6 protein-coding genes are annotated in these 14,282 nt (G+C 50.1%); 3 read left to right on the top strand and 3 right to left on the bottom strand.

Annotation, left to right across the window (positions count from 1 at the left end):
- Positions 1 to 29: 29 nt before the first annotated feature.
- Both IEX98_RS06085 and IEX98_RS06080 read right to left on the bottom strand, forming a co-directional pair.
- Positions 30 to 905, bottom strand: a complete 876-nt coding sequence (locus tag IEX98_RS06085) for a helix-turn-helix transcriptional regulator (protein ID WP_188888061.1) — start codon at positions 903 to 905, stop codon at positions 30 to 32.
- Positions 902 to 1,987 carry a dienelactone hydrolase family protein gene (locus IEX98_RS06080; RefSeq protein ID WP_188888060.1) on the bottom strand — a complete coding sequence of 362 codons (1,086 nt, stop codon included), beginning with the start codon at positions 1,985 to 1,987 and terminating at the stop codon, positions 902 to 904. The genes IEX98_RS06085 and IEX98_RS06080 overlap by 4 nt, the downstream gene beginning before the upstream one ends.
- A 335-nt stretch (positions 1,988 to 2,322) precedes the next feature.
- Between IEX98_RS06080 and IEX98_RS06075 the strand changes: the two genes are divergently transcribed.
- The gene (locus IEX98_RS06075; protein ID WP_188888059.1) at positions 2,323 to 3,636 is read left to right on the top strand and encodes an amidase; all 1,314 of its coding nucleotides are present in this window, start codon (positions 2,323 to 2,325) and stop codon (positions 3,634 to 3,636) included.
- Between the two features lie 137 nt (positions 3,637 to 3,773).
- On the opposite strand, the gene IEX98_RS06070 is transcribed toward IEX98_RS06075, so the two are convergent.
- On the bottom strand, positions 3,774 to 11,165 hold the full coding sequence (locus IEX98_RS06070) for an S-layer homology domain-containing protein (RefSeq protein WP_188888058.1): 7,392 nt from the start codon (positions 11,163 to 11,165) through the stop codon (positions 3,774 to 3,776).
- Between the two features lie 227 nt (positions 11,166 to 11,392).
- Between IEX98_RS06070 and IEX98_RS06065 the strand changes: the two genes are divergently transcribed.
- Positions 11,393 to 13,369 carry a sensor histidine kinase gene (locus IEX98_RS06065; protein ID WP_188888057.1) on the top strand — a complete coding sequence of 659 codons (1,977 nt, stop codon included), beginning with the start codon at positions 11,393 to 11,395 and terminating at the stop codon, positions 13,367 to 13,369.
- A 150-nt stretch (positions 13,370 to 13,519) separates the two neighbouring features.
- Entirely contained in the window at positions 13,520 to 14,230 is a 711-nt protein-coding gene (locus IEX98_RS06060) for a response regulator transcription factor (RefSeq protein ID WP_188888056.1), read from the top strand.
- The last annotated feature ends 52 nt before the right edge of the window (positions 14,231 to 14,282 follow it).

Below are 14,282 nucleotides of genomic sequence, written 5' to 3'. Positions count from 1 at the left end.
TTCCATAACTGAAACGCTCTATATTCAATTTAGACCTGGCGTGACCGTTTGCGGAATGCTTGCGGCGACAGTCCCATTTTCTTCTTGAACGTTTTGCAAAAATACGCGCTGCTATTGAACCCCGTCAGCTTGCCGATCTGTACGACGGGCCGGTCTGTCACCGCCAGCAGCAGACAGGACTCGCGGAGCCTGCGGGCAATAATGTATTGGCTGAGTGTACAACCGGTCTCCTCGCTGAACAAATGTGAAGCGTAGAAGGGCGAGACATGCAGACTCTCGGCCAGCTTTTCCAGCGAAAATTCCTCATGATAATGCTCCTCGATCCAGCTCATCATATGCTCGATATGTCGGCCTTCGCGTTTGTCGACTACTTCGGACTGCCGGTGCCTCTCTGCTCGTTCATACATTTTGCGCAGCGACCGCATGAAATCGAGCAGGAACAGCAGCAGCTCCTCCTGACGCTCGTATTCCGCCACTTCCGCCAGACGCTGCTCGAATTGCCCGGACAGCGAGTCGAATCGAAGCAGCTCCTCCTCATTTAATGAGAAGACTTGACGCTCCATCTTGCCCTTCCATATGCGCTGGAAAAAAGCATGCAGCGCCGGAAACATCGCCGCATAACGGTCGAATAAATAGGGATCAAAGATGATCGGCGTCCGCACATAGGGCGGCTCCATTTTAAAATGATGAAGCTGATAGGGCTGTATGAAAATGAGCGTGCCAGGACCGATCGCATGCACCTTTTGCTCCAGAATGAGCTGACCGTGTCCTTCCAGCACTAGCACCATCTCGATGCCCTGATGGGCATTGATGATCTCCATGTAGCCCTCCCGGGTTTCATGTCGATTCAGAAACAGATAATTATGCTCGACCAGCTGCGGAACCGGATTGACGAGGCGGCTCATTGCCCGGTCAGCTCCTTGTGCAGCCAGTCAAAGGAACGGAGGCCGCTAATTTCATGTCCGCCCTCGAAGATGTCGAGCTTGAAGCGGTCTGCCGCGCCAAGACGCTCATAATGTTTGCTCAGCGTATCCGCTGCCTTGCTCGCCCCTTCTACCGGGAATAGATGATCCGTCCTTCCGACCTCCAGATATAAGGAGCGAGGAGCGATCAGCCCGATCAGATCCGGCATATCACCGAGTTCAACAATGCCCGGGATGTAGTCGCATAAGCAATGCTGCTTGGTAAAAAAGAAGCTGTCTTCATACGTATTCGTGTACCCGCTAAGCACGACGGCCTTCAGCCGTTCATCCAGTGCTCCGGCCAAATAGGCGACGAACGCGCCGCCTGATAAGCCCATGACGCCAATACCGTCTCCTTGTATCTCGGGTCTGGCAAGCGCATAATCTGCAGCAATGAGTGCTTCCAGCGTACGGACGCCTGCCAACGTTTCTCCGAGATGGATCAAATAAGATGACAGCTTATAGCAGGAGGAGTTTTTCATATCCTCAGGGGATTCGTCCAGTTCACTGTCCTCGGTCAGCCTTCGCTCTCCGAAACCGAGTAATTCCGGTACGATGACCGCCAGCCCGCGCTTGACCAGCGACAATCCGAAATGCTTGTGAATGCCCGTTCCTTCAGACACATCCTTGCCGTCTGGCGTCAGGCCAACAAGATCGCGGCTGCCGTAGCCGTGTCCATGCAGGGCCAGCACCGCCGGCACCGGCTGGTCCGCAGAGGCAGATTTGGGTAGCAGGACGTAGACCGGCATAACCAAACCGTCCCTTGTCTCCAGCTCGATTCTCTCCCGCACATAATCGCCGCAATCGGTCAGTTCCGTCCGTATAGCAGCAGGCACGTTCCCTCCAGACTCTTCTGCGGCAGGCGGCACGCTCCAGCGGGAAAAAGGAATGCGAAGAATGTCAGCCAGCCTTTCCCGGCGGCGCTGCCTGTCCTCTTCGAGAATAGGTTCCGGCAAATGGGATGCCTGGGACAGCTTGTTTTTGTACAGTGTATCGATAAATGCATTCGGAGAACCGCTTTTCATGTCTATCGCCTCTTTCTGAACGGATTCATAAACCTGTTGAGTGAGTGGAACAGCAAATTGTATTTAATTGTGCTTATTTTTGACGGCCTAAACGATATGAGCGGGCATTTCCCCTATAGTTGGGGAAGTGCCAGAAACGACCAAAACGAGGAATAGCATTGCTTTTCTGCTATCATAGTACGGGTTATCCGAGTTGTAAAGTTGGATATAGCAACATCGCAATACCATTATACTTTTAAACAAGGGATGACAATGATCGCAACCTGCTGCAATTTTTGCTCAACCTGTTGCCGCTTTATTCGGTTATGCTGGATTGAAGAAGGAGGAGGTTCGGAATGGTTCAATGGACGATAGCAAGTGCGGGGCGAGCGTTTCGGGACGGCAGCCTCTCGCCCGTTGCTTTGCTGGATTTACTACTGGGGCGAATATCGCAGGACGAGCCTCGCTACCGCACATTTATTACCGTTATGGCGGAAGAAGCGCGTACTCAGGCCTTGCAGGCGGAAAAAGAACTGGAGAGCGGATTCGATCGCGGACCGCTGCACGGCATTCCGATATCGGTCAAGGATTTGATCCGATATGCAGGTGTGCCGCTGTCCAACGGCTCGGGACGCAAGTCTCCATTCATACCCGACACACATGCTTACTTAGTGGAACAACTGCTTGAGGTAGGCGCCGTCATCATCGGCAAATCGCATCTGCATGAATTTGCTTACGGGAAGCATCATCCGGCATACGGAGCGGTGCAAAATCCTTACGATATAGGCAGATTACCGGGCGGCTCCAGCTCTGGCTCCGCCGCAGGCGTTGCTGCCGGATTCGCGCTTGGCTCCATCGGAACAGATACTGCCGGGTCCGTCCGGGTGCCGGCAAGCTTTTGCGGGACGGCAGGCTTCAAACCGACACCTGGCCGCATTAGTCTGGAAGGCATTACACCGCTCGCGCCATCGCTGGATCATGCGGGTGTCATCACACTAAATGCCGAAGATGCTGCTCTGCTTTTCCAAGTGCTGGATTCGGGCTCCGGTCATGCCAAGCAGCAGCATGCTGTTGTGCAGCCGAGGTTCGGCGTCTCTCTCGCCTATCTGGAAGTAACAACCGAACCGGAAGTCCGCGACGCGATACAGAATGCCGTTCATGCTCTTGAATTACAAGGCGCTTCTGTGCAGTGGCTTGATACGGAGGTACCCATTCAAGACATTAAAGAAAAGACATGGACGATTCTCCATTATGAGGCGCATGCGACGCATCGCAATCTTTTACAGGATTGGACGGAGGGCTACAGCGAGCCGTTGCGAAGCAACTTGCGTACGGGGGAAGCTGTTACAGATAAGGAGTATATGGATTGCCTGACCTGGCGTGATTCTGCCGTGCACATCATAGATCACTTATTTGCAGACATTGATGTACTAATAACGCCAACTTGCCCAGTTACGGCCGGCCCGATTGATGCTCTCATTCCGGGCAGGCCTGCAAACGGTGAGTTCACGCCACTCGCCAACTTATGGGGACTGCCTGCACTCACACTGCCAATTGGGTTATCTCAAGAGGGCATACCAATCGGTATGCAGTTAACGGGGCGGCGTGAAGCGGACTGGCATGTATTGGACGCGGGAATATATGTGGAGAATCTTTTATGTGAAATATAAGAAATGGAAATGGAAAGACCGCAACAAAAAGAGGCATTCGCCAGCATTTTGTCCGTCTCCAGCGCCGAATTCAACCTCAACGGCCACTGGAAATAGACTAAAATGCTAGCAAATGCCTCCATTATTTTTCCTTCAAATTAGTTCTTGCTCAGCAGGTTATAAATTGCCTGCACCGCTTCCGCACGGGAGGACAATCCCTTAGGTGCAAACATATTTCCGTTTCTGCCTTGCAGCAAGCCTGCTTGGGAAGCGGTACGAATCGCATTAACGGCCCAAGGAGCTATTTTGCCCGCATCAGCGAAGACAGCCGGTTGCCCGTTTAGTCCCGCCGAATGGCTCAGCTCGTAGGCTGCCGCGAGGATTACAGCCATTTCCTCCCGCGTAATTCGTCCGTTTGGATCAAAGCTCGTCTCATTCTTTCCTTTAATTAGCCCCGCTTTATACGCAATAGCAATTGGCTCTGCATACCACGCATTAGCAGACACATCTTGGAAAGCAATAGCCGACTTGTCTTTCAGGTTAAGAGCACGCACAAGCAAGGCTGTAAACTCCGCTCTCGTAATATCACGGTTTGGTTCAAACTGTGTATCACTGATGCCCGTTACCACTTGCCTCGACGCCATTGTGCCGATAACCCCGTATGCCCAGTGTGAAGGTGCAACGTCGTTAAAGGTTCGGATGACCTCCAGCAGCGCATACTTGCTGAAATGATACACTTGTGCCGTTATCATTCCATCTTTAATCTGTCCGCCAACGTATTCCAGCTTGCCATTATCCGCCACATAGTAAATGCCCAGCAGCTTGGACGACATGGACTGCGGAATACGGAAAGCGATCGTGAGTGGTGTCTCAAACTGCGTCAGCTTCTCTGATTTTCCGCCAGCCGTTATGGACAAGCTCAATTCATAGACTTGTCCGGCCAGTTGAATGACGGAACGATTCGTGCTTTCTGCTCCTCGCGCCAGCTTCTTCGCTTCATCATCGCCAAGCGGAATCAGACTTAACGATATTTGAGCTGCCGCAAGCTGACTATCCGCTACTTTGCTGGTTAACTGACGCAGCACACGGTTAGGAATAACAATGCTTACATTGTCCTTTTGAATTTCCAGATTCCGCTCTTTCAACAGTTCTAGTGTCTGACCTGGTAAAACAACCTCCGTTGCCTGCGCCGGTACCGGCACCTTGAGCACGCTGTCTGCAGCATTTCCGCTCAGCTTGTCAGCCGGAACGTGGTAGACATTAGAATCATCCGGCTTGGAGCCGCCGCCATTGCCCGGGTTGTTACCGCCGTTTCCTGGATTCGTTCCACCATTACCAGGATCAGTTCCGCCATTACCCGGATCAGTTCCTCCATTGCCCGGATCTGTACCGCCTTCTACACGCTTCAATTCTTTGGTATCGCGCACCCGAATCCAATATCCGCCAGAGAATTGGCCCGCAAGTCCAATGGCTTCGAGCGTATCTCCAACCTTCAGCTCCGGCGGCTGACCGCTTTGATTCGCAATATAGCCGTCAATAAAGACCAGTGCCTCGCCTGATCCGTCATCCACGTAAATCGTATGATCCGGAATGTTGGCCAGACGGGTAACTTTACCGGTCAGCTTAACCAGCAAACCTTGGACATTATCGCTTGCCGCCTGACCTGTCTTAATGGCTTTAGGCTGAACGGCTTGTTCTGGCTCCTTATTCAGCTTGAGTACATTTTTATCAAAGTTGTCGAACATGATCTCAAGGTTGTTCTCGAAAATTTTGACATGTCCGTACACACGAACCGTGTCGCCAAGCTGCAGCGAGTCAGCCGGCACTTCATTAAAGGCCATGATGCCGCCAGTCTCATCCTGGATATAGAAGGCATCAAAGAATACGCCAGCAGCACTCGTTACTTTGCCCTCTACAACGATATCCGTATCTACCGGCTGTTTGCGTGCCTCAGCCATCGACAGCACTTTTGTCCCCCGGCCTGCCAACCAGTTAAATACTTGCTTAGACAAACGCACGTTATCATTGTTTTGCTCCGTCAAATCAAGCTGCCGGTCGTTGAAGACGTTCATGCCCGACACAATGACCCGGCCTTTGCCAATCTGCTCAGACGCAATTAGCGGCATGACGGCACCATTATCCGCACCGGCTTGCGCTTGATAGTCAAAACCGCCATCCTTCAAATTAAACTGATAGCTAGTGACATTGCCCGAAGCCAGAATCGTTACCTTGTCTGTATTCGTCAAGGCCTGCTTATTAAGCCCCATCAGGCTGGCACCGCTGTAATAATCAACCTTGCGTACAAAATCAGTCATATAATCCCGTGTCGGCTCAGGGTGTGAGCGTACAGACCATAGGCTGGCTGACGGATTGCTCCAGAAGTTTCCTTCTTTGCTGCCGTCATACACACCGTCATTGTTGAATTGAATGACCGAACCCAACTGCGCAAGCAACGTATTATTCATCTGCGAATTGGCGCTGTTGTTGCTCTTGCCGGTCAGTACTACCGAACCTCCGCCAGCAACGAAGGCTGACAGCGCATTAATTTCTGCCTCACTGTATGGCTTGCTTGCATTCGGCTGGGAAATCATCAGCACCGAGACATCCTCCAAGACGTCACTGGTCAGGGCCGTCTTATTTTCGATGACCGTATAACGCTCGTTGCGCAGCAATTTCGTCAGCGAAACCAGATTATCCTTGTAAGTGCCTGTATCCTCTGATGTATTCTCATTGCCATGCGAAGCATCGATCATGATCGTGATGCCAAATGGCTCCTTCACATCCAGCTCCGTCTCATAACGATTGTTCGATACAGGGTTGCCCGCTGGAGGATTCGTAATGACAGCAATCAGCTTATGCTTGCCTCCAATTGGCTTGCTCCAAGTTACCTTGGCACGCGCAGTCGATTTCGTCGGCAGCGAGGAAATAACCGTCTCTCCGATCAGCTTGGCAGGAATAGCTTCGTCATAATAGAAAGCTACCTTCAAGTTGTTCAACTGCTCGACGCCAAAGTTGCCGATCAAAGCTTCAATATCTGCCGGATTATCAGCAATAACGCTGCTTCCAACCGCTTCGATGCCTTGAATCTTCACGTCCACATCCATTTCCTTGCTCCAAATTGGCGAGGAATAGGTGCGGCTGCCGTCCATTTGCGTCACCTTAACGACAAACCACTGCTGTCCGCCTTTTGCATCCAGGGTTGGTGTCCAATCAAAGCTTTTGCCATCTGCCGAGAAATAAGACGGATTAGCCGTTGGTGTAATTGAAGCTTGAACGACCGTGCCGTTTGTAATCAATTCAACCGATTTAATCCGCTCATTAGGGACAAAACCAGGAGGCAAATACGTGTAAGCCCCGCCTTCGTCTTTGCCGCTAATTTTAAAATTCAGCGACTGACTGTCGACCGTCGATCCCATATAGGAGCCGTTAGCCAATACGTCAAGCGTAAAGTGAGGGCTCTCGGACATATAGACACGCATGTTGCGCATCGAATGCTGCAGCGCCTCAGTGGTAAGCTCCTCGGCCACGATTACTGTACGGCGCATCGTCTCGCCCCATTGCCCGTTGTGATGATCCTCGCCAAAGGTAGGCGCGACATGCCATCCCAAATCAAGCGTACGGAAATACAGGTCCTCAATGTTGGAATACGTATATTGACCGGAGCCATTGCCCACCTCGAACATCGTAAACAGCTTGTTAATATCCTTGTTGTATGGCAGGAAGCTGTTAAACGGCGGCGTTGTTCCTCCCCAGTTCGGGTGGTTGAACTGCGCCACAATGTCGGTATGTGTACCCGCCCATTTGTAGAAGTTATTCAGGTTCTGGTAAATGCCGTTATCCTGAATCCGATCAATAAAGTTGTCCATGCCAAAAATATTGGAGTGACCCCATACGGTAGAAGTCATTTCATAGGAAAGCATTGCAACGAATTGGCCGTTAACCGTATTTTCCTTTGATGCATTTTTCAGCTTCTGCCATTGTGAAGTACTGAGGTCAGGGCTGCCTGTCCGCTCTGGCATGCCACCGTGATCCACAGTGTCGGAGCCGCGGCTGTCCTTATCAATATCATGCGAATGGTCTGTAAAAGCGAACCAGTCATACCCTTGCTTTTTGGCAGCAGCAACGGCCTCCGCAGGTTCTCCCTTCGCATCATGAGAGATGCCTGTATGATTATGCGTAGTACCGCGATAGTGATTGCCGCCAACAAACGCAGCAAGCGTATCGAAAGACCAGCTGAAGCTGCTCTCATTGCCCTTCAAGTCCTTGGCATAAATTTCTGCCACATGCGCTCCTACTGCAAGATCAGCTTGCACATTCGCGGTAATGCGGCCAGTCGACTCCTCATAAGAAGCGCTAATCACTGCTCCATCCAGCGTGAAGCGAATGGATGCCGGATTAACTCCGCTAGGGTCATAAGCTTTAATTGAAATTTCAGGACGATTATTTTCTACTTTAGCGTTCTTCAACGGCAGCTCATCTGTATAGAGCGGCCCTTCCGAATCCGCAATCAGCACAATGTGAATCGGCTCCTCCGGCGTACCGGCGCGCCGGGTCTGATCCGCGCTGCGAGCTTCAATATAATAGTCAAATTGTTCGCCCGGTACAGCTGCTTGGGCAAGCAGCGCCTTGTACACGCCCGCTGCATCTTGAGTCATTGGCAGTGCAGTGTATGAGGTGCCAGTGGCACCGGCTGCACGGTAATAGAAAATGACGGAGTCGGCATTGTTAGCCTTCGCTTCAAACAAGAGATCTGTCTCGGTATGACCGGAAGTTACCGGTACATGAATCAGCTCAAGCGCTCCAACAATATCCGTCAAGGAACGCGGATAAAGCTCATATCCGGCCGTATACGGCGCAAATGTCTTGTATTGTCCGACCAGACCTGTAAAACGGTACGTGCTTCCGACCTGCAGCTTATCGCGTACAGGCAGTCCGCTGCTCTTCGCAATCACGATTGCCTTCGCAGATGCTGTCTCATCCGAGATCGCAATCCGGTAAGCATCCGGTTGCTCCGTGATGGAGGTTACTTTGCCATAAAGTACAGCCAGTTGACCTTCCAGCCGCTCAGCTTTTGCATAATTAAGCAAGTCTTGTACATGAACAGTTTGCGGCTCCGGAATCGGCTGGCTGCCGTCCTCTTTCGTCAGCACATCCGCAACAAGCGATGTTGTGCCATTAATAAATTGTACAGTACCCGTTACGGTCAAGCTGTCACCGCGTGAAAAGGCTGTGTTATTGCCAACTGGCACAACGACTTGAATACCGCCAGATGCGTCCTGAAGATAGAGGTTCTGTGCGCCAACTTCTCCTTTGCCAGCCGTCACAACGCCAGATACCTTCAAACGGGCTCCGCTATTAATCGGCATCCCTTTGTCATCATTAACACGAAGCTCAGCTATCGGCAATGGATTTGCTGCTGCATCGAACCCGGCCGCATCCACTCGCACAAGACGGCTCAGGCTGTACGTTCCGCTGCGCGCAGCGATATACACCGACTCTAGCTGATTAGGATAAATGACGTTTGTTTCAAACGAACCGTCGCTGCCCGCCGTGCCGTTGCCGATTGGTACAAGCGTTCCGCCGGATACGGCATAAATCTGAACAACTGCCCGTCCGTCAACCGCTCCTGCAACACCAACTACGGTTTGTTGTGCGTCCTGGCGCAGCTGGATCAAAGAAGATACCGGTGCGTTCGTTATCAGCATAGGCTCTGCAGCAGCTTGCGAATTACGCACCTTAATAGTTTCAGCCGGGTTTGTCGAATCCGCAGCGATATGGATGACAAAATCAGCTCCGCTGTCTTTCGTAAATACGCCGTTGCCAGCTCCCGTTACCTCTCTAGGATCACCGCCTGCGCTTTTGCGCAGCAGCGTCCCCTTCTTAAAGGCCTCTACAGCCAGGTCAACCGGAGCCACAATCGGGCTTCCCCAAAAATCATTAGGCAGATTAGTCTGCGCATCAGCCCATGTGACAAAATCCATTGCCTGAACGTCAGCCTTGCCGCTCAATGCGGCCGATGACTTGGAAAGTGCAATTTTACCCGCTGTTTGTGACGGATTAAGACCCGAGACGAGATCGGTCTGAACCGGCAGTTCCCGTCCGTTTTCTCCTGAAGAGCCTGTCACCAAATAATAGCTATGTGCTTTAATGAGGCCCTCCAGCTTTTTATAAGCTGTATTGCCCGTGCCAAAGTTGCCTGTACGCGCCGCATATTGTACGGACCAGCCTGTCAAATCAATATCGTGATCGGTGGAATTGTACAGCTCAACGAACTTGGTTTTGAAAATAGCTCCGCTGTTCCCGCCAGCTATATAAAGCTGGCTAATCACGACGTCGCCCGGTTTCACTTCCTGAGGCTGCGGATTAGCAACCAGCGAAAGCTGCTTTTTAGCGCTCTCCAGCTTGTCCGGGTTCTTCGCAGCTAATTGCACAAATGTGTGCTGTCCGGCATCCGTAAGCTTTAAACGGAACGAGCCGTTCGCTTCTGCCCGGATGCTGCCAGCCAGAGTCTGATTGTCCCAGTAGGCAATAACGGATGCATTCGCTTCAACTGCCCCTGCCAAACCTGTGATTTCTGCTGCTTCTCCATTAAATGTAATCAGAGACAGCTCCGGCGCAGCAGTTACCGCGATAGCAGCCTCTACTTTACTGCTTTCAGCCTTGTCTGGCTCAGTCGCCGTAACCCATACCTGTGTGCCGATATCTCTTGTAACAACGGCTTGGAAGGAGCCATCTTCATTAGCCGTCACGCCTCCAACCAGGCTAGATTGTGCGTCGTACAGCTTAACGTCAGCCAGACCAGCCACTGCCCCGGATAAGCCCGTTACAGCTCCAGTGTCTGAGAAAATAATTTTGCTGGCTACTGGCTTGCTAGTAACCGGATCGGTAGTCTCACCTTGCGGTGTGCCCGAAATGACAACATTGTAGATCCGGTTCGTACCGGAAGCGCTAATCTTCTCGTTGTTGCCTGCCGCATTTCTTGCCGATTCGTCACTGACGAGCAGCCAACGCAGTGAAACCAGTGCCTGACCATCTGCGTCAGCAGGCAGTGATACGGTCAGGCTGCCGCCAGATTCCCAATTCGCATTGCCAACCACAATGCTTCCGCTTGGCACATCTGCCCACGCACCATTATCAATACGATATTGCAGTGCATAATGCTTTGGTCCTGTGCCTGAGCTATATTGTCTGGAGCTTACTGTAATTTCCTTGTACCCGCTTGCGTGGAACGAGGTTGTCCAATATTCTCCCACCTGCCAGTTAACCGCACTAAGCGACGTTTTATCCCTTATCGGACTTGCCGGTGTCGTATATGTAACCTGCTCGCCTGCTTTTCTCAGCTCAAACTCCGAATTATCACTTAATCCGTCAGTCGGATGGAAGTTGATAGCAGGCGCTGCACCAAAATGATCCCATTTTGCCAGCACGACTGGATCACTGGCCGCAAGCGCTTTCGGCGCAATGCCTGCCGGCAGCACAAGTGTCACCATCATAAGTGCCACCATCATGCTGATGATCCATTTCTTCATCCTTGGTGTTGTATAAACCAAGTTTAAAACCCCCTCAATGAAATTGATTGTACCCGGGAAATTATAAAGGGGGTTTGTCAGAGAAAGTCGTTCATTATGTGGATTTATAGTAAAGGTATGAGTCATTATCGTCATTCATCTGCGAAAATTGTCTTATTATGAAGATTCTACGCGAAAAAAAATCGTATTATTCCTAGAGAATTGATAGAATAAAGGGGAGAAAGCGCTGCAGAGGGGGATTCGCCGCAATGGCGAGCAAAACAATTATTGCAAACAATCGATTTTTCATTTTTGCCATCCTATTACTCATCTTGGGTGTCACCGTCGTCTGGAGACTATTCGCTCCTGCAGCGTACGCGCCGGCCTCTGGGGATGAAATTGTTTTACACGAAAATGAAGGCGTATATAACGTAAACAATCAGATGGAATTTCTTGTCGATAAGGATGGGAGCCGGACGCTTCCAGACATTCAGTCTCCTCAGGTCCATGCACAATTTCAGCCTGCATCCGGGAAATCCGCTTTCGGCCTAACAGCCGGAACGTACTGGATCCGAACTGCAGTCATCAACCAATCTCCGCTTGAGCAATGGATTATTCGACTGAATAATTCGGTCATTGAACAGTTCGATATGTATATTATCCACGATCAATCTGAAAGTCCCATGAACTCCCAAATCGTCGAAAAAACCGATGAACACTTCTACTCGTACTATTTTCAACTGCCTACGAACGATTCTATGACTATCTATATGAGAGTTGTCATTAACGGCTCTATGATTATTCCGATCGAGCTGATGGACAACAACACTTTCCTTGGAAAACTAAAAAACGAATATATATTTTTCGGCATCTATTACGGGTTTGTTCTGTTGATGGCAGCCTATATGTTATCCTTGTATGCTTTCAACCGCATGTCTGTTTATCTATATTATTCGCTATATATCATTTGCTTCAGCATATCGCAGCTCGTGTGGAACGGACTCTTGCAGCAATTTCTAGGAGCGGACAGTCAGGCATTGGCGAGCTTGCTTCGTCTATTCGGCAATCACGAGAGCATTGATTATTTCTTCTTTAATCTGGCTCTATGGTTCGGTGTCTTGTTCCTGAACAAAATTCTTCAAATCGAAGTTTACGCTCCGCGGATGATGATCGTATACCGGGCACTAATCATCATGTCGCCTATTGTTGTTGCAGCTTCTTTGTTCCATTTACCGGGTTATGAAATACTAGTTATTTTATACGAATCTCTGTTGGCGATACTGCTTGTGATTAGCACGTTTTGGTGCATGTACAGAGGAAATCTGACAGCGCGGTATGTCGTTCTCGCAGCGATTCCTTTCCTTGGATTGGCTGCTCCTACCATATTAAATACGTACAGCCTGATGCAAGAGAGCTTTCTAACCCATTACGGTTTTCAATTTGGTTCGATTGCCGAGTTCCTCATGTTCTCGATCGCGTTGTCCTATCAAATCAGGCAAGCTCGCCTGGATAAAGAGAATGCCGTTCAGGAAATGAATTTGAACGAGCAAATTCAACAAGCACGCAACGAGCTGCTGCAGAACATCTCCCATGACATTCGTACGCCTCTTACAATCGTGCAAGGCGGCATTCAAGCGATGATCCACGGTATCGAGATCGAACCAGACGGGAATGACAAGATGCTGAAATCGATGTACGGCGAAGTGCTCCAGATTAACACGTTCATAGATCAGATGTTTGAATTGAGTCTTCTAAAACAAACACATGAATCGTCGGTGCTGGAATCCCTTCCATTCGCGGGCTGGATTTCAAGCCAAACGGATTCACTTCAATCCATCATTCAATTGGCTGGTCATCAAATGAAATGCTCATTTTCAGTTGCTCCGCAAGCTGTTGCCAAGATTCATGCGCATCAAATTAAGCGCGTGCTGACCAATCTGGTCAACAACGCGTGCAAGTTCTCGCCGGCCGGAAGCACCATTCATTTATCGGCCAGCTCTAATAGGGAGCATGTGCTGGTGTGCGTGCGGGATGAAGGAAGAGGGATAGCTGCGAAGCATCTGGATTCTATTTTCAACCGGGCTTATAAGGTAGACCCGGCTGACCCTAAGAGCGGGAGCGGTCTTGGGCTCGCCATCGCGAAAGAGATTATCGGACTTCATGGCGGCACGATTTGGGTGGAGAGTGAGCCAGGCAGCGGCAGCCGATTTTACTTTAAGCTGCCTATCGATACTATCACAGCTTAAGAAATAAGCACGTGGTTCGGTATGTATGGCAAGACAGATGGGGGTCATTCTATCGGCTGGGGTCATCTTTTTGATTGAATAAACCGCTATTAAAATGCTAAAATAAAACGAATTGTGCAGCTTTTTGTCAAATTAAGGGGTTGGTATACGATGGACTCGAAAGTCATTATGGTTGTTGATGATCATCCAAATTTCCAGAAGCTTGTAACCGCATTCTTGGTTCGGGAAGGCTACGTCGTCCGCAATGCGCTCAATGCCAAAGAAGCGCTTGCTCACTTGGAGCTCGAGGAACCCGATCTCATTTTATTGGATATCATGATGCCAGATATGGATGGGATTGAATTTTGCAAGCATATCCGGAATCAATACCACCGCCCCATTTTGTTCATTACCGGTACCAAGCAGGATGAAGACAAAGTAAAATCTTTGCAAGTAGGCGGAGACGACTGCATTGTTAAGCCGTTCGATCCGCTAGACCTTGTTCTGCGCGTCAAAGCTAATCTGCGTTGGAGTGCTTTGCTTGAAGAAAGCGATAAAACCGCTCAAATTTTGAATTTCCCCGGACTGCAGATCAATCTGGAACGCAAAACGGTCATGCTACGTCAGCAGCCTGTAGATTTATTGGCCAAAGAACTGCAACTGCTCATTGCATTCGCTAAACAGCCCAATCAAGTCTTTGATCCCGAACAGTTGTATCGCCTCGTGTGGAAAGACGAAATCAATTATGCTAAGGAAACCGTCAAAGTCCACATTCACAATCTTCGCAAAAAAATAGAGAGCAATCCGGGAAAACCTGTTTATATCATTACCGTGAATCGGCTAGGATACAAGTTTAATCCTTATGGCGCGGCAACGTCTTGAGGCCTACGCCCTCATCTTCCGCTGCTGATAATCCAGAATCGACTGAGTTGTT

Source organism: Paenibacillus radicis (ex Gao et al. 2016) (assembly GCF_014641555.1).
Lineage (GTDB): Bacteria > Bacillota > Bacilli > Paenibacillales > Paenibacillaceae > Pristimantibacillus > Pristimantibacillus radicis.
The sequence above is the reverse complement of the archived record's forward strand: the minus strand, read 5'-3'. Positions and strand labels throughout refer to the sequence as shown.

What these genes read in the sequence shown, in the direction of transcription:
- IEX98_RS06085 (WP_188888061.1), bottom strand. Translation starts at nt 905, where the DNA reads ATGAGCCGCCTCGTCAATCCGGTTCCGCAGCTGGTCGAGCATAATTAT.
- IEX98_RS06080 (WP_188888060.1), bottom strand. Translation starts at nt 1,987, where the DNA reads ATGAAAAGCGGTTCTCCGAATGCATTTATCGATACACTGTACAAAAAC.
- IEX98_RS06075 (WP_188888059.1), top strand. Translation starts at nt 2,323, where the DNA reads ATGGTTCAATGGACGATAGCAAGTGCGGGGCGAGCGTTTCGGGACGGC.
- IEX98_RS06065 (WP_188888057.1), top strand. Translation starts at nt 11,393, where the DNA reads ATGGCGAGCAAAACAATTATTGCAAACAATCGATTTTTCATTTTTGCC.
- IEX98_RS06060 (WP_188888056.1), top strand. Translation starts at nt 13,520, where the DNA reads ATGGACTCGAAAGTCATTATGGTTGTTGATGATCATCCAAATTTCCAG.